The sequence below is a fragment of the Streptomyces sp. CNZ287 genome (assembly GCF_007827615.1).
Genome location: NZ_VISV01000007.1, coordinates 125,311 through 143,923, shown reverse-complemented (window position 1 = coordinate 143,923; position 18,613 = coordinate 125,311). Strand labels below are relative to the sequence as shown.

General features: G+C 74.1%; 20 protein-coding genes and 1 pseudogene. 10 read left to right on the top strand and 11 right to left on the bottom strand.

The genetic code is table 11. The annotated features are described in order from the left end of the window. Positions 1 to 122: 122 nt before the first annotated feature. Positions 123 to 2,255: an excinuclease ABC subunit UvrB gene (gene uvrB / locus FB457_RS15405; RefSeq protein ID WP_047015144.1), complete on the bottom strand. Its 2,133-nt coding sequence runs from the start codon at positions 2,253 to 2,255 to the stop codon at positions 123 to 125. A gap of 299 nt (positions 2,256 to 2,554) precedes the next feature. Between uvrB and FB457_RS15400 the strand changes: the two genes are divergently transcribed. Then, positions 2,555 to 3,481 (top strand): glycerophosphodiester phosphodiesterase, encoded by a 927-nt coding sequence (locus tag FB457_RS15400; RefSeq protein ID WP_047015145.1) that lies wholly within the window; start codon positions 2,555 to 2,557, stop codon positions 3,479 to 3,481. Between the two features lie 46 nt (positions 3,482 to 3,527). Here the strand turns inward: FB457_RS15400 and FB457_RS15395 are convergent, their stop codons facing one another. Continuing rightward, positions 3,528 to 4,373 (bottom strand): MHYT domain-containing protein, encoded by an 846-nt coding sequence (locus FB457_RS15395; RefSeq protein WP_047019810.1) that lies wholly within the window; start codon positions 4,371 to 4,373, stop codon positions 3,528 to 3,530. 237 nt (positions 4,374 to 4,610) lie between these two features. Between FB457_RS15395 and FB457_RS15390 the strand changes: the two genes are divergently transcribed. Together FB457_RS15390 and FB457_RS15385 are read left to right on the top strand one after the other, a co-directional pair. After that, positions 4,611 to 5,138 carry a methylated-DNA--[protein]-cysteine S-methyltransferase gene (locus tag FB457_RS15390; protein WP_047015146.1) on the top strand — a complete coding sequence of 176 codons (528 nt, stop codon included), beginning with the start codon at positions 4,611 to 4,613 and terminating at the stop codon, positions 5,136 to 5,138. A 76-nt stretch (positions 5,139 to 5,214) separates the two neighbouring features. Next, positions 5,215 to 5,757 (top strand): DUF1697 domain-containing protein, encoded by a 543-nt coding sequence (locus tag FB457_RS15385; protein WP_047015147.1) that lies wholly within the window; start codon positions 5,215 to 5,217, stop codon positions 5,755 to 5,757. A 38-nt stretch (positions 5,758 to 5,795) separates the two neighbouring features. Here FB457_RS15385 and FB457_RS15380 read toward each other — a convergent pair whose 3' ends face one another. Further along, on the bottom strand, positions 5,796 to 6,362 hold the full coding sequence (locus FB457_RS15380) for an HAD domain-containing protein (protein ID WP_047015148.1): 567 nt from the start codon (positions 6,360 to 6,362) through the stop codon (positions 5,796 to 5,798). A gap of 133 nt (positions 6,363 to 6,495) precedes the next feature. On the opposite strand from FB457_RS15380, the gene FB457_RS15375 reads away from it, so the two are divergent. The 3 genes from FB457_RS15375 to FB457_RS15365 all read left to right on the top strand — a co-directional run bounded on the left by FB457_RS15375 (position 6,496) and on the right by FB457_RS15365 (position 8,934). Then, on the top strand, positions 6,496 to 6,969 hold the full coding sequence (locus FB457_RS15375; RefSeq protein WP_047015149.1) for a hypothetical protein: 474 nt from the start codon (positions 6,496 to 6,498) through the stop codon (positions 6,967 to 6,969). Positions 6,970 to 7,010: 41 nt separating this feature from the next. Then, entirely contained in the window at positions 7,011 to 7,910 is a 900-nt protein-coding gene (locus FB457_RS15370; RefSeq protein ID WP_047015150.1) for a pseudouridine-5'-phosphate glycosidase, read from the top strand. Positions 7,911 to 8,046: 136 nt separating this feature from the next. Then, entirely contained in the window at positions 8,047 to 8,934 is an 888-nt protein-coding gene (locus FB457_RS15365) for a carbohydrate kinase family protein (RefSeq protein WP_047015151.1), read from the top strand. A 37-nt stretch (positions 8,935 to 8,971) separates the two neighbouring features. Here the strand turns inward: FB457_RS15365 and FB457_RS15360 are convergent, their stop codons facing one another. Then, the gene (locus FB457_RS15360) at positions 8,972 to 9,802 is read right to left on the bottom strand and encodes a hypothetical protein (RefSeq protein WP_047015152.1); all 831 of its coding nucleotides are present in this window, start codon (positions 9,800 to 9,802) and stop codon (positions 8,972 to 8,974) included. A 98-nt stretch (positions 9,803 to 9,900) separates the two neighbouring features. Continuing rightward, positions 9,901 to 10,185, bottom strand: a complete 285-nt coding sequence (locus tag FB457_RS15355; RefSeq protein WP_047015153.1) for a helix-turn-helix domain-containing protein — start codon at positions 10,183 to 10,185, stop codon at positions 9,901 to 9,903. Between the two features lie 54 nt (positions 10,186 to 10,239). Here FB457_RS15355 and map point away from each other — a divergent pair, with 54 nt between their 5' ends. Then, positions 10,240 to 11,007, top strand: coding sequence for a type I methionyl aminopeptidase (gene map, locus FB457_RS15350; protein ID WP_047015154.1), 768 nt, complete (start codon positions 10,240 to 10,242; stop codon positions 11,005 to 11,007). Positions 11,008 to 11,035: 28 nt separating this feature from the next. On the opposite strand, the gene FB457_RS15345 is transcribed toward map, so the two are convergent. Continuing rightward, the gene (locus FB457_RS15345; protein ID WP_047015155.1) at positions 11,036 to 11,494 is read right to left on the bottom strand and encodes a type II toxin-antitoxin system PemK/MazF family toxin; all 459 of its coding nucleotides are present in this window, start codon (positions 11,492 to 11,494) and stop codon (positions 11,036 to 11,038) included. Positions 11,495 to 11,667: 173 nt separating this feature from the next. Between FB457_RS15345 and FB457_RS15340 the strand changes: the two genes are divergently transcribed. Beyond that, positions 11,668 to 11,982: a hypothetical protein gene (locus tag FB457_RS15340; RefSeq protein WP_125934271.1), complete on the top strand. Its 315-nt coding sequence runs from the start codon at positions 11,668 to 11,670 to the stop codon at positions 11,980 to 11,982. A gap of 75 nt (positions 11,983 to 12,057) precedes the next feature. Next, on the top strand, positions 12,058 to 12,417 hold the full coding sequence (locus tag FB457_RS15335; protein ID WP_222439503.1) for a DUF6343 family protein: 360 nt from the start codon (positions 12,058 to 12,060) through the stop codon (positions 12,415 to 12,417). A gap of 82 nt (positions 12,418 to 12,499) precedes the next feature. Here the strand turns inward: FB457_RS15335 and FB457_RS15330 are convergent. After that, positions 12,500 to 13,142: pseudogene (locus FB457_RS15330) on the bottom strand (nucleoside/nucleotide kinase family protein). A gap of 378 nt (positions 13,143 to 13,520) precedes the next feature. On the opposite strand from FB457_RS15330, the gene FB457_RS15325 reads away from it, so the two are divergent. Beyond that, the gene (locus FB457_RS15325) at positions 13,521 to 15,290 is read left to right on the top strand and encodes a hypothetical protein (protein ID WP_145782209.1); all 1,770 of its coding nucleotides are present in this window, start codon (positions 13,521 to 13,523) and stop codon (positions 15,288 to 15,290) included. Between the two features lie 246 nt (positions 15,291 to 15,536). On the opposite strand, the gene FB457_RS15320 is transcribed toward FB457_RS15325, so the two are convergent. The 4 genes from FB457_RS15320 to coaE form a co-directional block, all read right to left on the bottom strand. Further along, entirely contained in the window at positions 15,537 to 16,415 is an 879-nt protein-coding gene (locus tag FB457_RS15320; RefSeq protein WP_047019812.1) for a sugar phosphate isomerase/epimerase family protein, read from the bottom strand. A 303-nt stretch (positions 16,416 to 16,718) separates the two neighbouring features. Then, complete coding sequence (locus tag FB457_RS15315; RefSeq protein ID WP_047015159.1) at positions 16,719 to 17,393, bottom strand: nitroreductase family protein; 675 nt, start codon at positions 17,391 to 17,393, stop codon at positions 16,719 to 16,721. Positions 17,394 to 17,491: 98 nt separating this feature from the next. Further along, positions 17,492 to 17,857, bottom strand: a complete 366-nt coding sequence (locus FB457_RS15310; RefSeq protein ID WP_047015160.1) for a tetratricopeptide repeat protein — start codon at positions 17,855 to 17,857, stop codon at positions 17,492 to 17,494. A gap of 98 nt (positions 17,858 to 17,955) precedes the next feature. Continuing rightward, positions 17,956 to 18,576, bottom strand: a complete 621-nt coding sequence (coaE, locus tag FB457_RS15305) for a dephospho-CoA kinase (RefSeq protein ID WP_145782208.1) — start codon at positions 18,574 to 18,576, stop codon at positions 17,956 to 17,958. Positions 18,577 to 18,613: the final 37 nt, after the last annotated feature.

Here is an 18,613-nt window from a genome sequence, read left to right as displayed (position 1 = left end):
CCCTGTGCTCCCCCCGGAGGAGGATTTGTGGCGCTCCTGCTACACACCACCGGTTGTGCACTCCCGGACGGCCACGCTCCGCGTACGCCCGGGGGCGCTCCCACGCCCCGCACAACCCGGACCTACGACAGCCCTGCCTCCTTCATCTGCCGGAGCTCCTTCTTCATCTCCGCCACCTCGTCGCGCAGCCGGGCCGCGACCTCGAACTGGAGGTCCCCGGCGGCGGACCGCATCCGGGCGGTCATGTCCTCGATCTGCGCGGCGAGGTCGGCGGCGGGCGTCTCCGTGGGCGCCGCACCGGCCTCGGCCTCGCCGCGGCGGGCGGGCTTCGTCTTCTGCCGCAGCTCCGGCACCGGCGCCTTCGCCGCGGCGTCGGGCTTCGTGGACCGGTAGCCGGAGCCGAGCAGCGCCTCGGTGTCGACCTCCTCGCGGGCGATCTGCGCGACGATGTCGTTGATCTTCTTGCGCAGCGGCTGCGGGTCGATGCCGTGTTCCTCGTTGTACGCGATCTGCTTGGCGCGGCGCCGGTTGGTCTCGTCGATCGCCTTCTCCATGCCCGGCGTGATCTTGTCCGCGTACATGTGCACCTCGCCGGAGACGTTGCGCGCGGCGCGGCCGATGGTCTGGATCAGCGACGTGCCCGAGCGGAGGAAGCCCTCCTTGTCGGCGTCGAGGATGGCGACGAGGGAGACCTCGGGCAGGTCGAGACCCTCACGCAGCAGGTTGATGCCCACCAGGACGTCGTACTCCCCGGCGCGCAGCTCGCGCAGCAGCTCGACGCGGCGCAGCGTGTCGACGTCGCTGTGCAGGTAGCGCACCTGGATGCCCAGCTCCAGGAAGTAGTCCGTGAGGTCCTCGGCCATCTTCTTCGTCAGCGTGGTGACGAGGACGCGCTCGTCCTTCTCCGCGCGCGTGCGGATCTCGTGCACCAGGTCGTCGATCTGGCCCTCGGTCGGCTTGACGACGACCTCGGGGTCGACGAGCCCGGTGGGCCGGATGATCTGCTCCACGAAACCGTCGCCGCGGGACAGCTCGTACGGCCCGGGGGTGGCGGAGAGGTAGACCGTCTGGCCGATGCGCTCCAGGAACTCCTCCCACTTCAGCGGGCGGTTGTCCAGCGCGGACGGCAGCCGGAAGCCGTGGTCGACGAGGGTGCGCTTGCGGGAGGCGTCGCCCTCGTACATGGCGCCGATCTGCGGGACGGTGACGTGCGACTCGTCGATGACGAGGAGGAAGTCCTCCGGGAAGTAGTCCAGCAGGGTGTGCGGCGGGGAGCCGGTCTCGCGGCCGTCCATGTGCAGCGAGTAGTTCTCGACGCCGGAGCAGGTGCCGATCTGCTGGAGCATCTCCAGGTCGTACGTCGTCCGCATGCGCAGCCGCTGCGCCTCCAGCAGCTTGCCCTGCTTCTCCAGCGTCCCGAGCTGCTCGCCCAGCTCGGTCTCGATGCCGGTGACGGCCTTGGCCATGCGCTCGGGCCCCGCGATGTAGTGCGAGGCCGGGAAGACGTACAGACCGTCGTCCTCGCTCATGACCTCGCCGGTCAGCGGGTGGAGCGTGGACAGGGCCTCGATCTCGTCCCCGAACATCTCGATGCGGACGGCCAGTTCCTCGTAGACCGGGAAGATCTCGATGGTGTCACCGCGGACCCGGAACGTGCCGCGCGTGAACGCCTGGTCGTTGCGGGTGTACTGGATGTCGACGAAGCGGCGCAGCAACTGGTCCCGGTCGATCTCCTCGCCGACCTTCAGCGGCACCATCCGGTCGACGTACTCCTGCGGCGTGCCCAGACCGTAGATGCAGGAGACGGAGGCGACCACGATGACGTCGCGCCGGGTGAGCAGTGAGTTCGTCGCGGAGTGGCGCAGGCGCTCCACCTCCTCGTTGATCGAGGAGTCCTTCTCGATGTACGTGTCCGTCTGGGGGACGTACGCCTCGGGCTGGTAGTAGTCGTAGTACGAGACGAAGTACTCCACCGCGTTGTTCGGCAGGAGCTCGCGGAACTCGTTCGCCAACTGGGCGGCCAGCGTCTTGTTGGGCGCGAGGACCAGCGTGGGGCGCTGCAGGCGCTCGACCATCCAGGCCGTCGTGGCCGACTTGCCCGTGCCGGTCGCGCCGAGCAGCACGACGTCCCGCTCGCCCGCCCTGATCCGCCGTTCGAGCTCGTCGATGGCGGCGGGCTGGTCGCCGTTCGGCTGATAAGGGCTGACTACCTCGAAGGGCGCCATGGTGCGTTCGATGTCTGTGACGGGCCGCATGCCCCCACCGTACGACTCTCCACTGACAACGCGGCGCGCGTCGCCCCGGGCTCCTCGCTGACCTGGCCCAATACCGAACAACCCCGGCCCCCGGCCAGATCATTTCCAGCCAGATCGGAGGGGCCGAAAATAGCATAGCAAGCGCTTCCTCAAGCCTGCCACCTGCGCCGACCGGAACCGGCAGGCGTTCACCGCGCCGATATCGGCGTTCAATCTCTGGCCATCCGCGGCCTCGTACTCTGTCGCCTGCCACTGGGACCCTGCGGCGACAAGTGATCACCTCTAGTCGAGGAGACTGCATGCCCTCCCGCACGCTTACGCGCGCGTCCGGCGCTCTGACGGCGCTGGCCGGCCTCGTCCTCACCGCGGCCGCCACGTCCGCCACCGCGACCGCTGCCGAGCCCGCAGCCGACTCCGATTCCGCCGCACCGGTCGTGACCGTCGCGCACCGCGGCGCCTCCGCGTACGCCCCCGAGAACACCCTCGCCGCCGTCGACGCCGCCCGTGACATGGGGATCGACTGGGTCGAGAACGACGTGCAGCGCAGCAAGGACGGCGAGCTGGTCATCATGCACGACGACACGCTCGCCCGGACCACCAACGTGGAGGAGCTGTTCCCCGACCGCGCCCCCTGGAAGGTCTCCGACTTCACCTGGAAGGAGATCAGCACGCTCGACGCCGGGAGCTGGAAGGGCGAGGAGTGGGCCGGCACGCGGGTGCCGACCCTGGACCAGTACATGAAGCGGGTCACGCAGAACCGCCAGAAGCTGGTGCTGGAGATCAAGAAGCCCGAGCTGTACCCGGGGATCGAGAAGGAGATCCTCGCCGAGCTGCGCAAGAGCGGCTGGCTGAGCCGCGCGGCGGTGAAGCACAAGCTGGTCGTGCAGAGCTTCGGCGCGGACTCCATCAAGACCGTGCACGAGCTGCGGCCCGACGTGAAGACGGGCTTCCTCGGCGCCCCCGCGGTGGCGGACCTGCCCGAGTACGCCACCTTCTCTGATCAGATCAACTCCAACCACGGCACCATGTCCGCGGAGTACTACGCGGCCGTGCACGCCCTGAAGGGGCCGCACGGCAAGCAGTTGGAGAGCTACACGTGGACGGTCGACGACCCGGCGCGGGCCGTCCAGCTGGCCGAGTGGGGCGCGGACGGCATCATCACCAACAAGCCCGACCTGATCGCCGAGGCGCTGGCGGGCGCCGGCTTCGGAGTCGCCGCGGAGTAGCGGCCGCGGGCGGTCCCCCGGCACGGACCGGGGCGGCGGGTCGCGGTCAGACACCGCCCGGGCGGCGGCCGCCGCCCCGTTCGAAGTACGCCGCCGCTCCCGAGCCCGCGGGCTCGGGAGCGGCGGCGTCCCCGCCCACGATGCCCTCGTCGGCCACGGACACCCGCCACTCGTTCTCCAGCGGGTCCATGCCGACGAACAGCCCGACGAACACCAGCAGGAGCACGGGTCCGATGAGGATCGGCGCCAGGATCTCCGCCGGGCTCTTGCCGTCCGCCACCGTAGTGGCGGCGTGGGCGTGCACCTCCAGTGCCGCCATCCCCGTGTAGTGCATGCCGGAGACGGCCACGCCCATGATCAGCGCGGCGCCCACCGCCACGCCGAACCGCTTCACGGTCATCGACAGCCACAGCGCGGCGGTGGCGGCGACCACGGCGATGAGCACGGACAGCGCCACGACCGTGCCGTCGTAGACGAGCCGGCCCCTGTCCATCTTCATGCCCGCCATGCCCAGGTAGTGCATGGCGGCGACGCCGAGCCCGGTGACGATGCCGCCGGTGGTGAGGGCGAACGCGGTCCGGCCGAGGTAGCCGACGGTGAAGACACCGATGCCGACGACGACGATCGCCACACCGAGGCTCGCCAGCGTGATCGGCACGTCGTAGTTGATGTGGACGGAATCCGCCGTGAAGCCCATCATCGCGATGAAGTGCATGGTGAAGATGCCGGTGCCGATGGCGACCGCGCCGAGCAGCAGCCAGCCCGCCCGCCGCGCGGGCTCGACGGTCAGCGCGCGCATGGTGCAGCGCAGCCCCAGGGCACTGCCGACGGCGGCCATGACGAAGGCGGTGGCGGGGGTGAGCAGGCCATGCGTGAACCCGTCGACGGGCACGGGGGCAGCGAGCACGGAGTGACTCCCGGGGCGACTGATGGGTCTACGGATCTGTCGACAGATGTACAGGGCAACCAGAGTGAATCGTAGGTCTGTGCGAGTCGCGACCGAAATGTTTCCACCGCCCGCGGCGCAGCCGATACGCAATCGGTACGCGGCCGATTCGCCGCATGGGACCGGCACCGGGGCGGGGCGCGGACGCGGGCGGTTGTCACTGCCGTGTCCTACGCTCGCGGCATGGACGCCACCGATGCCATCGCACCCCGGCAGGGCCGCCGGGTGGTCGACTCGCCGATCGGCCCGCTGCTCCTGGCCGCCACGGACCGGGGGCTGGTCAAGGTCGGGTTCCACGCCGAGCCGGGCGCCGCGGGCCCGGCCGGCCGGGAGGAGCCTGCGGGTCCCGCGGCGCACATAGCGGCGGCCGAGCGGCAGTTGCGGGAGTATTTCGCGGGCGGGCTAAAGGAGTTCCGGCTGGAGCTGGACTGGTCGCTGTCCGACGGCTTCAACAGGCGGGTGCTGGAGGAGCTGGCGGCCGAGGTGCCGTTCGGCTCGGTGGTGAGCTATCAGTTCCTCGCCGGCCGGGTCGGGGAGCCCGGCGCCGCGCAGGCGGTCGGCCGGGCCATGGCGTCGAACCCGCTGCCGATCGTGGTCCCCTGCCACCGCGTCATCGAGAGCGACGGCGGCCTGGGCGGCTTCGGCGGCGGGCTCGACACGAAGCGGAGCCTGCTGGCGCTGGAGGGCGTGCTGCCGGAGCCGCTGTTCTGACGGTGCGAGGAGGACGGCCCGCGTCCGGCCGCGGTGCGCGGGCGGATCGGGCGGACGGGCAAGGGAGGCGCCGGGCGTGAGCAAGCAGATCGCCCTGCTGCGCGGCATCAACGTCGGCGGCAGGAACAAGGTCCCCATGGCCGGGCTGCGCACGGCGCTGACCGACCACGGCTTCGCGGGCGTCGCCACGTATGTGTCCAGCGGGAACGTCGTCTTCGACGATCCCGGCACGCCGCCGGAGAAGACCGCGGCGGCCGTCGAGGCGGTCGTGGCGGAGGAGTTCGGCCTGCGTATACCGGTCATCGCGCGCACGCGGGACGAGATCGCGGCCGTCGTCGCCGGCAACCCGCTGCCGGAGGGCGCCGCGGAACCGGCGCGGTTCCTCGCGGTGTTCCTCTCGGGCCCCGCGCCGGCCGGCGCGTGGTTCCGTACCGCCGACCCCGCGTCGTACGCGCCCGACAGGTTCGCGATCGGGGACCGCGTCGTCTACGTCTGGTGCCCCGGCGGCATCGGGCGGTCGAAGCTGGCGGCCGACTTCTCCGGCCGCAAGCTGGAGGTGACGGCGACGGCGCGCAACTGGAACACGGTCCTCAAGCTGCTGGAGATGGCGGACGGCTGACGCCGGGCCCGGGAGGGGCGGCGGGGGGCCGCGGCCCGTCACGGGCGGGTCTGGTCCCGTTCCCTGGCCCACGCCTCCAGCGCCACGAAGTCCTCCTCCACCAGCCCGCGCGTGGGGTCGATCCGCCGCAGCAGCGCCTCCCCCGCGTGGTGCTCCTCGATCCACGCCGTGTCCGCCGCGGTGATCTCGTCGTCCACCCAGGCGAACGTCCGCCCGGCGGTCCAGGCGGCGACCTGACGCGTCTTCCAGTACAGCCCGTCCGGGTCGTCGGTGGTGAACATCGACGGCCACTCGATGACCGGCAGCGGCGGCAGCCCCAGCACCCGGTCGCCGATGACGGTGTTGGCCTCGTGCATCCACGTCGTGGCCCACACCAGTTCGTACGGGAGCGACAGCAGCCGCTCCCCGTGCGCGGGCCGCAGCCACAGCCGGATGGGCCCCGCGGGCATGCCGGTGACCACGTACTCGCCGTAGCCGGGCGGCTGTACGCGCGCGGCGTACGGGTTGAGGGGCCCGTCGACGTCGAGCAGGAGGAGGGGACGGGCGGGGGCGTCAGGAGCGTCCGGGGCGGCGTCAGGGTCGGCAGCGCGGTCAACGTCGTCCATCCAACGACGGTAAAGGGCTGAGGCCCTCCGCGTATCCCCCCACGCGTCCTCCCGCTTGCCTCGGCGCGTGCGCCGCGCCCGCCGGCCAGGGCCCGGATACCGGTCGCCGCGGCCACCCCTTAGGGTCTGGGCCATGGCGATCCCTGAGGTCATCCCGATACGTCACGAGCCCGGCTACCGCACCGAGAACATCGGCCGTTACGACCACGGGCAGTTCCTCGCCTCGATCACCGCCGCGTACCCGCCCGACTACCGCATGGGCCCCGACTGGCTGGAGCACCGCCGCTGGTACGCCGTGCTGCACCGCTTCGACGCCGAAGGACACCACACCGGCTCCGACATCTGGACCCCGGGCCCCGGCGTGCCCGCCGACGGGCGGATGGACGCGAAGATGGAGGGCTGGCTCGACGAGCTGCCCGGGCTGGTCTTCGGTGACATCGCGATCAGGCCGTTCGAGGTCTCGGTGGACGGGATCCGCTTCGGGCTGGTCGCGGAGCGGCATGCGGAGCCGGCCGCGGGCGCCGGTGGGGACGAGCCGGACTGGGCGGAGTTGTACCCGGACCGGCTCGGGTTCCACGAGCCGTGGGACGGCCTGTACGACACGTAGGGGCTGATCACCGGGGTACGCACGGCACGTACCGTGGGCGCATGCACCTGACTGACGAGGTACGCGCCGCGCTCGCGGACCGGCGGCCGGTCGTCGCCCTGGAGTCGACGATCATCGCCCACGGCCTGCCCCGCCCCCGCAATCTGCAGGTGGCGGCCGAGCTGGAGGACATCGTCCGCTCCGCGGGCGCGGTGCCCGCCACCATCGCCGTCCTGGACGGCACGCCGCATGTCGGACTCGGCGGGGCCCAGTTGGAGCGGATCGCCTCCGACGACACCGTGCGCAAGCTGACCGTACGCGACCTCGCGCCGGCCGCCGCCCTCGGCGCGAGCGGTGCCACGACCGTCGCGGCCACGGCGTTCCTCGCGGCCCGCACCGGCATCGGCGTCTTCGCCACCGGCGGCCTCGGCGGGGTGCACCGGGAGTGGACCCAGTCCCAGGACGAGTCGGCCGACCTGCGGCTGCTGGCGGAGACGCGGATCGCGGTGGTGTGCGCGGGGGTGAAGTCGATCCTGGACGTGCCGGCGACACTGCAACGCCTGGAGACGCTGGGCGTGACGGTCCTCGGCTACGGCACGGCGGAGTTCCCGGGGTTCTACCTGCGGACGTCCGGGGAGCCGGTGGAGTGGACGGTCCGTACGCCCGCCGAGGTCGCGGCGGTGCTGCGCGCCCAGCGGGAGCTGGACGTGCCGCCGTCGGCGGTGATCGTGGCCAACCCGGTGCCGGCCGCCGAGCAGTTGGACCCGGCGGTGCACGACGCGGTGCTGGCGGACGCGTTGCGCGAGGCGGAACGGCGGGGGGTGAGCGGGCAGGCGATCACGCCGTTCCTGCTGGGGTATCTCACGGAGCACACCCGGGGGGCGTCGCTGGAGGCGAACCTCGCGGCGGTGCGGGGGAACGTGCGGCTGGCGGCGGAGATCGCGGTGGCGGGCGGCGCGTGAGGGGACGGGCGTGAGCGGGGGCGCGGGGGCGCACGGCCGTACGGAGTCACGGACACACGCGCCTACGGGACCGCGGCGCACCGGACCGCGGGCAGACGTGCGTACCGGGCCCCGCGGGGACGGTGCGCGTCGCGGGGTGCTGCTCGTGATCGGCGACGTCGTCACCGATGTCGTCGCCCGCCACTCCGCCCCGCTCGCCCCCGGCACCGACACCCCGGCCGACATCGCGATCCTGCCCGGGGGCGCCGGCGCGAACGTCGCCGCGTGGGCGGCGCATTGTGGCGCGCGGGTGCGTCTGCTGGCGCGCGCGGGCCGGGACGCCGCCGACTGGCATCGCGCCACGCTCGTACGCGCCGGGGTCGACGCCCACGTCCGCGTCGACCCCGAGGAGCCCACCGGCAAGGTCGTCGCCCTGGTCGACGGCGGCGGCGAGCGGTCGTTCCTGGCGGACAACGGGGCGTCGTTCCGGCTGGGCCCGGACGACTGGACGCCGGGGCTGCTGACCGGCGTCACCCACGTCCACCTCTCCGGCTACCTGTTCTTCACCGCCCCCGGCCGCGCCCTCGCCGCGCTCGCCACCGCCGAGGCACACGCGCGCGGGGCGACGGTCAGCGTGGATCCCGCGTCGGCCGGCTTCCTCGCGGAGTCGGGGGTACGGGACTTTCTCGACGCGGTCGCCGACACCGACACCCTGTTCCCCAACTCCGCGGAGGCCGCGCTGCTCTCCGGCCTCCCCTCCCCCGCCGCCGCGGCGGCGGCCCTGGCCACCGCGCTCGACGCCACCGCCGTGGTCACCGCCGGGGACGACGGCGCGCATCTCGCCACCCCCGGGGCGCCCGCGGTGCACATTCCGGCGACGCCGGTCGTCCCCCTCGACACCACGGGCGCGGGCGACGCCTTCACGGGCGCCTATCTGGCGGCGGCGCAGTCCGGCGGCGACCCGCGCGCCGCCGCGGCGGCGGGCTGCGCCACGGCGGCGACGGCGGTCCGTACCCCCGGCGGACGGCCGGGGCAAGGGGCGTAGCGGAGCGCGGTGGCGGGGGCCCGGGAGACTCCGCGCCTCAGGACACGCGCCTGCGCCACGGGCGCGCGCGCAGCCGGTCCCGCGCCGGGCCGTGCGGGCCCGCGGCGAGGGCGTCGCGGACGGCGGCGGTGAAGGCGTCCGGTTCGCGGAACAACTGACGCGGTGTGGTGTGGACGAGGTGCAGGCCCAGGGATTCGAGGGCGTTGTGGTGTTCCACGGTGCCGTCGTCGTGGCGGTACGGCGGCTCGGTGAGGTGGAGGAGGACGCCTGTGCGGGGCCAGTGGGCGTGCGGGGTGGTGAGCCAGTAGCCGTCGAGGTGCAGGGGGATGTGCCAGAGCGGGGGCGGCAGTTCCGCGGTGCGGAGCAGGGTGCGGGCGCGGGTCTCGGCGGGTGGCCGGGCGGCGGGCCCGAGGGTGGCGAGGACGGCGGCGACGTCGGGGCGGGTGTGCAGGCCGGCGGCGCGTAACGCGGTGGCCGCGGTGGCGGGCGGGGTGGCGCGGGTGTCGAGGAGTTCGCGGATGAGGGCGGCGGTCCTGTCGTGGTCGAGTACGTCGCGCAGGGCGTCGGCGGCGGCGCGGACCGGCGGGGCGGCGGGGAGTCCGGGCGGCAGGCGGACGGGCGGGGGCAGGCGGCGTAGCGCGTGGTGGACGCGGATCCCGGGCGGCGCGGTGAAGCGGCGGCGGGGCGGTACGAGCACGTCGACCACGCGCACGTCCGCGGCGGCGGGCACGCTGCGGAACCCGTAGAGCGCCAGCGCCGCCACCCCCGTCAGCAGTGCCTCGCCGCGCCCCGCGCCCCGCTCCAGGGCGGCGCGGTAGCGCGCCTCCCAGCCGCCGGAGGCCCCACGGGTGCCGTTCGCGTACGTCATGGGTGCGCCATGCCCGCCGTCGCACCCCGCTACGGCGTTCCGGCGGCGGACTTCACCGGGTCGGGCGGGGCCCGGGGCCGGGAGTTGACCCGTGGGCGCTACGCCGCGTGGACGGCGCTGTCCGCGGGGGCCTCGGGATCGGGTGCGGCGCAGGTGTCGGCCAGGGCGTCGAGGGAGACGCCGAGGGCGCTGGCGAGGGCGGCGATCGTGAAGAAGGCCGGGGTGGGGGCGCGGCCGGTCTCGATCTTGCGGAGCGTCTCGGCGGAGATGCCGGCCGCCGCGGCGACGTCGGTCATGCTGCGCTCGCCTCGGGCGGCGCGCAGCAGGGCGCCGAAGCGCTCGCCGCGGCGGCGTTCCTCGGGGGTCAGTGGAGTACGAACCATGAGCGTGATACTAATACCGGTATAGTAATTGGGAGGCCGAGGGAGAGCCGCATCATGGTCGAGATCAAGAACGACGCCGCGCTGGACGCCATGCGGGAGGCCGGCCGCGTCGTCGCCCAGGCCCTCGCCGCCGCGCGGGACGCGGCCGGTGTCGGCGTCAGCCTGCTGGAGCTGGACGAGGTCGCGCGGGAGGTGCTGGACAAGGCGGGAGCGGGCTCGCCGTTCCTCGGCTACCGGCCGTCGTTCGCCTCCACGCCCTTCCCCGCGGTCCTCTGCACCTCCGTCAACGACGCGATCGTGCACGGCATCCCCACCGCGTACCGGCTGCGCGACGGCGACCTCGTGTCCCTCGACTTCGGCGCGGAACTGGACGGCTGGACGGGCGACGCGGCGATCAGCTTCACCGTGGGCACGCCGCGCCCCCAGGACACCGCGCTGATCGCCGCCACGCAGCGCGCGATCGACGCCGGCGTCGCGGCCGCGGTCGCGGGCGGGCGGCTGGGCGACATCTCGGCGGCCGTGGGGCACGTGGCCGCGGAGGCGGGCTGCGGGATGCCGGCGGACTTCGGCGGGCACGGCATCGGGCGGCGGATGCACGAGGACCCGCATGTGCCCAACCGGGGGCGCGCGGGGCGGGGTTTCAGGCTGCGGCACGGGCTGACGCTCGCGATCGAGCCGATGCTGCTGTCGGGCGGCTCCGACGACTACGAGGTGGACGGCGACGGCTGGACGCTGCGGACGACGGACGGCAGCAGGGCGGCGCACATCGAGCACACGATCGCGGTGACGGACGACGGGCCGCGGGTGCTGACGGCGTTGTGAGGGCCGGGTCCCGTACGCGGCCGCGGTGTCAGCGCCAGCCGTAGCGCAGGCGCAGGCGGTGCTCGACGAGGTGGAACCGCCGGCGGTCGAGCGAGCACGCCTCGCGGCGCATGCCGCCGTCGTGGAGGCGCAGCACACGGTCCAGGTCGACCCACGACTCGCGGCCCTCGCGGTCCCAGGGGCCGGCGCCGATGCGCACCCAGTCGTGGTCGTCGTCGCGGCGCCTGCTGGACAGTTGGACGGCGAGGACCGTACCGGCGGTCTCGCGGGCGACGACGAGGACGGGGCGGTCCTTGCCGCGGCCGTCGTTCTCCTCGTACGGGACCCAGGTCCAGACGATCTCGCCGGGATCCGGGTCGCCGTCGGGGTCGGGCGCGTAGGAGGTGCGTACGACGCCGGCGGCGCGCGGGTCTATCTCGGTGGTGGCGGTGGGGCCGTGCTGGCCGGGCAGGCTCGCGTGGCCGTTCTCGTCGGTCGGCGTGGTCACGGCAGGCACCGTAGCAACCGCGGGCGGGCGGGCTGAGCGGCGGGCGCCGGGGCGGGCAGGCGCCAGGCGGGCGCAGCGGGGCGTCTGCGGCAGGGTGTCATATGCCGGGGGAAATGGGGCGCTGAGGGCGGTCGGGGCGGGCGTTGTCAGTGGAGGGCTGTAGCTTCCAGGGCATGGACTACCACGACGTTGTCGACGAGCTGGAATCGGCGGAGCAGGAGCTCGGCCTGGCCGCGTGCGACGTGGACGAGACCGAGGGCGCCGGGCTGGACCTGGCGGGCATGGCCGCCGAGCTGGCGGAGCGTGCGGAGCCGACCGGCGCGGGGCGGCCCGGTGCCCCGCCCGCGGAGGCGTGGGACGGGGCCGACGCCGCGGTGTGGTCCGCCCGCAGGGCGGACGGGCTGGCGGACGCCGAGCGCGCCGAGGGGCTGCCGGAGGCGGACTGGCAGCAGGGTCGCCGGATATCCCTGGCGCGCTGCGCGCAGTAGGGGGTCGCACGCGCAGCGTGCCTGGTTGGACCTCGGCCCCGGACAGTCGGATGCTGGAGGTAGGAGGTGCTAGGCATGAGGCTGATCCGCTCCGGCGACGAGCCCGTGCACGCCCGCTCTCCGCTGCGCATGCGCTTCTGGCTGGCGCTGTGGGGAACGCTCTGGATGATCGCGGGCACGGTGTTCTTCGTCGCCGTCGACCAACCGGTGTGGGCCGGGGTGACCGCGGCTCTCGCCCTGATCACGGCCATCGACATCGCGGTGGTGATCCGGCACATCAGACAGGGCTCGCGTTTCCAGCCGGGCCCGGGAGTGCCGCCGTACGAGCCGACGGGTGAGGACGAGGAACCGCGCGAGCCGATACGCGGAGACGGGGATCCGCACGAGCCGATACGTGACACCCGGGAACTCCACGAGCCGAGGCGGTGGCGCTGACGGTGGCGGGGGTCTCCGGGGAGGACCGGTGCGGGGCCGCGATGGAGCGTGGGCAGGCCGGACGGCTTCCGGCGGCCGTCGGCTACGGCCGCTCGGGGCGCCAGGCCGGGCGGCGCGGGTCGTCGAGGCGGACGAGCACGTCGGCGGAGGCCGCGGGGTCGGCTTCTTCCTCGTAGCGGGCGAAGGCGGGCAGTGTCCAGCGCTCCTGCTCCGGTGTGCGCCGGGCGAGGGCCGCGGCGGAGAGACGGAGGTGGACGACGAAGTCGAAGGGGAACCAGCGGCCGAGCAGCAGCGGCCCGTGCAGCAGCACGACGCCGCCGGGCGGGAGCCGGACGTACGGGCTGCGCGTGGCGCGGTCGGTGGCGGGGTCCCAGAGGTCGGGCAGGACGCGGCCGTCGCCGCCGGGCTCCAGCGGGCCGAAGACCTCGCGCCAGAGCGCGCCGGTGTCGAGCCAGATGTCGTAGTACGCGTCGGGGTCCTCGCGCCCGAACTCGTAGCGCAGCGAGGCGGCCCGCAAAAATCCGCCCGTGTCCAGGACGAGCGCTTCACGCCCGCGCACCCGGAGCGCGTCACCCACCCGGGCGGCGAGCGCCCCGGGCCCGGCCGCGGGGGGGGCCGTCCACGGCGACACGCAGCCGCAGGCTGCCGTCCGCCGCCTTCGTCTCGGCGATGCGCTCGGCCAGCGCCTCGGTGAGCCGTTCCCAGGAGATCGGTTCCAACTGCACGGTCCCATGATGCCGCGCGGCGAGGGGCGGTCGCCCGAGTCCGGAGGGGCGGTACGGCGACCGCGGGGAGTTCTCGGTGCGTGTACGTCACCGGAAGGCGGGCCCCTCCGCGTGGGGCCCGCGCGCCGCCACTCGCCGGCGGCCGGGTGATCCGGGCGGCGGGTGGCCCGGTGGCTCGGTGGCTCGGTGGCTCGGCGCGGGCGGCTCTCCCGAGCGCCCGGGGGTCTTCCGCACGGCGCCCCCGCGGTCCACCTCGCCGCGGGCGGGCCGGTGATCCCGCGGGCTGCCCGACCGGACGGCCGGCGGGGGTGGTTGAGTACGGGGCAGCGGATGTGAGCAGGCGTACCGCGGTCGACGCCGCAGGCAGGGGGCACACACGTGGGACCGGACGAGCTGAGCCCACCCGAGCGGCGGCTGTGGGAAGCTTTCCCCACCGCCGGGCACGTCGATCTCCGTACCGGCGACCCCGCCGCGGACGACCCGGTCAGGGGCGCCGCCTGGGGCCCGGAGCGGGTCGTGCGCGCGGAGGTCGTCGCCGCGCTGCTGCTCGGCGCGCGCGACGGCGAGTCCGGGCACACCGCCGCGGTCCAGCTCACCGGCGCCCGGATCACCGGCCGCCTCGCGCTCGACCACGCCGACGTCCAGCACCATCTGCGGCTCCAGGACTGCTCGTTCGAGGAGTCCGCCGACCTCTACGGCGCCCGTACGCGCCAGCTCAGCTTCAACGGCTCGCACCTGCCGGGCCTGCTCGCCTCCCATCTCTGGGCCGAGGGCAGCCTCCGCTTCACCGGTTGCACGACCAGCGGCAAGATCCGGCTCGTCGCCACCCGCATAGCCGGGACCCTCATCCTCAACGGCGCCCGGCTCCACGACCCCGGTGGCGAGGTGCTCAACGCCACCCGTCTGCAAGTCGACAACGACATCCTCATGCGCGACGACTTCTCCGCGCAGGGCACGGTCGTGCTGCGCAGCGCCCGCATCGGCGGCAGCCTCGACCTGCGCACCGCCCGCCTCGACGCCGGCTCCGGTGAGGCCGCGCTCGACGCCGCCCGGGTGCAGGTCGACGGCGATTTCTCCGCCTACCGGCTGTCGGCCACCGGCAGACTCGGCCTCCGGAACGCCACCGTCGCCGGCGCGACCTTCCTGCGCTCCGCCTCCCTCGACAACCCCGACGGACGCACCCTGGACGCCCCGGGCATGCACGTCGGCTCCGACGTCGTGCTCGACAAGCACTTCCGGTCCCACGGCCAGATTCGGCTGGCCGACGCGACCGTCGGCGGCCGGCTGGTGATGAGCGGGGCCACGCTGCGGGCCGAGGCGGACGACGCGGCACTCGACGCGTACGGGATCCAGATCGGCGCCGACGCCGTGCTCGACCACGTGACGGCCACCGGTCTGGTCCGGCTGTCAGGCGCGCAGATCACCGGCCGCATCGAGGCCGACGGCAGCCGCATCATCGGCCACACCCCCGGCGCCACCGCGCTCAGCCTGCGCCGCACCACCGCCCGCGAGGCCGACATGCGCACCACACGCCTCGACGGCGCCCTCGACATGCGCTACTCCGCGCTCGGCGTGCTGCACGACGCGGCCGCCACCTGGCCGCCCCGCGTCCGCCTCGACGGCGCGGTGTACGAACAGCTCCACGACCCGCTCGCCGCCGCCGAGCGGCTGCCCTGGCTGAGCCGGGGCGACAGCGCATACGTTCCGCAGCCCTACGAGCAGTTGGCCGCCGTGTACCGCCACCTGGGGCACGAGGACGACGCCCGCCGCGTCCTGCTCGCCAAGCAGCGCGCCCGCCGCCGCCAACTGCCCTGGTACGCCCGCGTCTGGGGCGCCGTCCAGGACGCCGTCGTCGGCTACGGCTACCGTCCCGAGCGCGCCGTCGCCTGGCTGGCCGGGCTGCTGGCGCTGGGTTCGCTGCTCTTCTCGGCGAAGGAGCCGCGGCCGCTGGAGCCCGGCAAGGAGATCGAGTTCAACCCGTTCGTCTACACGCTCGACACGCTGCTGCCGGTCGTCGACTTCGGCCAGGGCAACGCGTTCGCGCCCGGCGGCGGCGCGCAGTGGGTGGCGTACGTGCTCGCCGCCGCCGGGTGGATCCTCGCCACCGCCGTGGCCGCCGGCGCGGCGCGGGCGCTCAACCGGGCGTAGCGGGGCGGTCGTGAGAAGGAAGGGCTACGCCGGGTCCGCGGCGGGGCGGCTGCGGCCCGAGCGGCAGCGGCCGTCGACGGGGGCCGGGAGAGCCCGCCGAGGGGGCCGCTGCCGCCGCGCCGGGACCCGCGAGCACCCGCCCGGGTGCGGGTCCGCCCCGGTGCGTCCCCCGCCCGGGAACGCACCGGAAGGACCGGATACGCCGTGGGTGGCGTCGGTGCCCTGAGCAGCGGGACCGGCAGCGCTTCAGTAGCGCAGCGCCGCCAGGTACTCGTAGCTGTTGCGCGCCGTTGCGAAGGGGTCGGACGGGTTGTCGTGCTCGACGAGCCACTGCTTGACCCCGCCGCTCTCCGCCCCCTGGAACATCTCCGGGAAGTCCAGCACGCCGGAGCCGACGTCGGCGAAGTCGCCGTTCGGCGCCATGTCCTTGACGTGCAGGGCGGGGAAGCGGCCGGGGTGCCGGCGGAAGTACGTGAGCGGGTCGGCACCGCCGCGCACCCCCCAGTACACGTCGAACTCGAAGGCGACCAGGTGGGGATCGGTCTCGTTGACGAGGATGTCGAACAGCACCTCGCCGTCGACGGTGGCGTGGTCGTTGCCGTGGTTGTGGAAGAGCACCTGCTGCAGGCCGGCGTCGCGGCAGGCGCGGCCCGCCGCGTTGAGCTTGCGCGCGGCCTCGCGGAAGCCGGCCGGCGTGTGCATCGCGCCGGGCAGGCTGGGGACGACGACCCACTTGCCGCCCAGGGTGTGGACGTCCTCGATCGCCTTCGGCAGCCCGCTGCCGGAGACGATGTCCCACCCGACGTGCTCCAGCACGGCCGAGAGCCCGGCGTCGTCGATCATGCCGCGGATCTGCTGCGCGTTGTGACCGTGCCGGCCGCTGACGCCGACGGTGGCGTAGCCGATGTCCGACAACCGCTGGAGCGTCCCGGCGAAGTCGGTGGCCAGCGGCCCGCGCATGGTGTAGAGGTGCATGCCGATGCCGCCCGGCGGGATACGCCGCTTGCCCGGCAGGCCGCCGCCGCACGCGTCCGCCTCGGCCGCCGCCGCGGGTCCTGCCGCGCCGCCGAGGGCGGCGGCCGTACCGGCGCCGAGCGCCGCGGTGAGCAGAGCGCGCCTTCCCAGCCCGCTGTTCGCCGGCCGCCGGGACCTGCCCGTCCCGTCGGCTCCCTGGTCCGTTTCGTGCCTGCCGTTCATGCGCACAACCGCCTCTCCCGCGTCTGACCAGTCCCGCCTAGAAAGCGCTTTCTGGCATGCGCGCATCAGAGTAAGCGGCCCGCGTCACGCGGTCAACGGTTCTGTGCACGGCGGCGGCTTCTGCGGCACCCGCGGCCCGAACAGGCGCACGTCGGCGCACCCCGGCGCGCACCCGCGCTGCTCACGCCGGCGTGCCCGGCTTGCCCGGCGTGTGCGGCACGCCCCGGCGCCTCAGAGCCGGATCAGCACGTCGTCCAGTTCCTTGCGCCGGATGTCCGGCACCCGCGCTCCGTCCGCCGGGTAGCCGACCGGGATCACGTACGCCGCCCGCTCCTCCGGCGGCCGCTCGCACACCTCGCCGAGGAACCGCATCGGGCTCGGCGTGTGCGTGAGTGTCGCGAGCCCCGCCTGGTGCAGCGAGGCGAGCAGGAAGCCGACGGCGATGCCGACCGACTCCTTCGTGTAATACGGCCGCGGGCTCTGCGGCCCCTTGTGCACCTCGAAGACGACGATCACCGCGGGCGCGGACTCCAGGAACGGCTTGTGCCAGTCCGTGCCCAGCGGCGCCAGCGCCGCCAGCCACTCCGGCGACGCCCGCCGCGCGTAGAACTCCCGCTCCGCCTGCTCCGCAGCCTCCCGCAGCCGCCGCTTGCGGTCCTGGTCGGTGACGACGACGAAGCGCCAGGGCTGCACGTTGGCGCCGCTCGGCGCGGTGGCCGCGGTGCGGATCGCCCACTCCAGGACGCCGTCCGGGATCGGGCGCGGCGAGAAGTCCCGTACGGTACGGCGGCGGGTCATCGCCTCGTGGAAGGCCCGGCTGCGCACCTCCGCGTCGGACGCCGGCACGCCGAGGGGCTCGTACGGGACGGTGGGATACGGGGCCGGATACGGCTGCGAGGTCGTCATCAGCCCAGCAGAACACGCCCCGCGACCTTGGCCCAGACCTGATACGAGCCGAACGCCCGCGGCCGTGCCCGCCCCCGCGGCCCGCCCGCCGCAGTCCCCTACTCCTCGAAGCCCGCCGCGTCCACGAAATCCGGCCGCGGGTCCAGGGCCGCCGCCAGCCGGAAGTGCCGGCGCACCTCGTCCGGGTCGCCCCCCGCCCGCTCCAGCGTGCGGGCCAGGGCGAAGTGCGCGTAGGCGTTGTCCGGCTCGCGGTCGATGACCGTGCGGAAGTCGGCCTCGGCCGGGCCGAGGCGGGCGCTCATGAAGTACGCGCGGGCGCGCAGCAGCCGCGGCGAGACCTTCTCGGGATGGGCCTCGACCAGCGGGTCGAGCAGTTGGACCGCGCCGCGCGGATCACGGGCGGCGAGCAACTGCTCGGCCGCCCGGTAGTCGACGACGTCGGTCTCCGGGCTGCGCTCGGCCACGGCGGACTCCTTCCTCGTCTGCTGCGTCTTTCCGTCTCCCGCCTTCCCGCTTCCGCGCCGGGAGACCGCCGGGAGGCGATTCGCCTCCCAACACGGGATCATGCCCCGCTGTTCCGCCCCCTGACCCCCTTGCGTGCCACCAGTTCCTCCCAGACCTTCCGTACCCGCTCCGCCAGCTCCTCCGGCGTCCCGTCGTTCTCCACGACGATGTCGGCGATCGCCAGCCGCTCCTCGCGCGTGGCCTGCGCCGCCATCCGGGCGCGCGCCTCGTCCGCCGCCATGCCGCGCAGCCGCACCAGCCGGTCGAGCTGGGTGGCAGGCGAGGCGTCGACGACCACGACGACGTCGTACAGCCCGGCGAGATCGTTCTCGGCCAGCAACGGCACGTCGTTCACGACGATCGCGTCCGGGCCCGCGGCCTCCTGCAGCGCGGCGGAGCGCTCGCGGACCAGGGGGTGGACGATGGCGTTCAGCGCCCGGCGCCGGTCGGCGTCGGCGAAGACGATGCTTCCGAGCTTCGCCCGGTCCAGGCTGCCGTCCGCGGCGACGACGCCGTCACCGAACTCCGCGACGACCGCGGCAAGACCCGGGGTGCCGGGCTCCACCACCTCGCGGGCGATCTTGTCGGAGTCGACGAGCACCGCCCCGTACGAGACCAGCAGCCGCGACACCGCGCTCTTGCCGGCGCCGATCCCGCCGGTCAGTCCCACCGTCAGCATGGGTCCAGCGTAGGCCGCGAACGCGCGGAGGGCGGGC

Coding starts and splice junctions, on each gene's coding strand:
- uvrB (WP_047015144.1), bottom strand. CDS start 2,255: ATGCGGCCCGTCACAGACATCGAACGCACCATGGCGCCCTTCGAGGTA.
- FB457_RS15400 (WP_047015145.1), top strand. CDS start 2,555: ATGCCCTCCCGCACGCTTACGCGCGCGTCCGGCGCTCTGACGGCGCTG.
- FB457_RS15390 (WP_047015146.1), top strand. CDS start 4,611: ATGGACGCCACCGATGCCATCGCACCCCGGCAGGGCCGCCGGGTGGTC.
- FB457_RS15380 (WP_047015148.1), bottom strand. CDS start 6,362: ATGGACGACGTTGACCGCGCTGCCGACCCTGACGCCGCCCCGGACGCT.
- FB457_RS15375 (WP_047015149.1), top strand. CDS start 6,496: ATGGCGATCCCTGAGGTCATCCCGATACGTCACGAGCCCGGCTACCGC.
- FB457_RS15370 (WP_047015150.1), top strand. CDS start 7,011: ATGCACCTGACTGACGAGGTACGCGCCGCGCTCGCGGACCGGCGGCCG.
- FB457_RS15360 (WP_047015152.1), bottom strand. CDS start 9,802: ATGACGTACGCGAACGGCACCCGTGGGGCCTCCGGCGGCTGGGAGGCG.
- FB457_RS15355 (WP_047015153.1), bottom strand. CDS start 10,185: ATGGTTCGTACTCCACTGACCCCCGAGGAACGCCGCCGCGGCGAGCGC.
- map (WP_047015154.1), top strand. CDS start 10,240: ATGGTCGAGATCAAGAACGACGCCGCGCTGGACGCCATGCGGGAGGCC.
- FB457_RS15340 (WP_125934271.1), top strand. CDS start 11,668: ATGGACTACCACGACGTTGTCGACGAGCTGGAATCGGCGGAGCAGGAG.
- FB457_RS15335 (WP_222439503.1), top strand. CDS start 12,058: ATGAGGCTGATCCGCTCCGGCGACGAGCCCGTGCACGCCCGCTCTCCG.
- FB457_RS15315 (WP_047015159.1), bottom strand. CDS start 17,393: ATGACGACCTCGCAGCCGTATCCGGCCCCGTATCCCACCGTCCCGTAC.
- coaE (WP_145782208.1), bottom strand. CDS start 18,576: ATGCTGACGGTGGGACTGACCGGCGGGATCGGCGCCGGCAAGAGCGCG.